At 31.3% G+C, this 774-nt stretch carries 1 protein-coding gene; it reads left to right on the top strand.

The features are described from left to right. Positions 1 to 460: 460 nt before the first annotated feature. A partial coding sequence (gene tssD, locus LUD75_RS19070) for a type VI secretion system tube protein TssD (protein ID WP_232707396.1) occupies positions 461 to 774 on the top strand: 314 nt, incomplete at its 3' end.

The following is a 774-nucleotide window of genomic DNA, read 5'->3' as shown; positions in this document are numbered from 1 at the left end:
TGAGGCTTAGTTAAAGTATATATGCAAATGAAAAGTGAATCAATTTAGATTCACTTTTTTTTAATTAGTAAAGATGATTGGCTCAAATATTATACTACTTATTTCAGAAAACTAATACCTTTAAAATATTATCTACATCCTCAAATAAATGGTTTGAATAGAGTCCTTTCAAGTTCACAATTGCCAAATGGCGCCAACTGAAAACAGTTGGCGCCATTTTTTTTAGAATTAATCTGTGATTTAATTTAAGAACTAAATCAACAATAATTCTCGTAATTTTATCTGTAGGCTAGAAAAGAAACTATTTTCATACAGTTGATTAATTATAAAATAGATCAAATATTTAATTGTAAAAGTGTAGTAATTCTACTATTGAAAAAATTAGCTGATGGTTCTATCTTTGGTATAATAAAAGAAAGAAAACAAATCACTTTATATTAATATTTAAAATTTAGAAATCATGGCAAACAATTCAAGAGCCGTTTTAAAATTCAACGGCGGAGCAGAACAAAAAATCCTAAAACTTAATTATGGTGTATCAAGAAACACCGATGTATCAGGAAGAGTAGCATCAGATCCGTCTAATGCGTTGATCAAAATCACAGTAGAAGCTACAGAAGATTCCGGAATCCTGGAAAGCTTACTGAACGGAAAATACAAACCGACTAGCGGCGAAGTTACGTTCAACAAATCTCACGAAGAAGGCACATTGACTACTTTGAAGTGGGACAACGGATACGTGATCCAGCACGAGGTAGATTATGACGCTTTGAA

This window comes from Epilithonimonas sp. JDS, assembly GCF_021261315.1.
In the GTDB taxonomy this organism is placed as follows: Bacteria; Bacteroidota; Bacteroidia; order Flavobacteriales; family Weeksellaceae; genus Epilithonimonas.
This window is presented reverse-complemented; position numbering and strand designations above follow the sequence as displayed.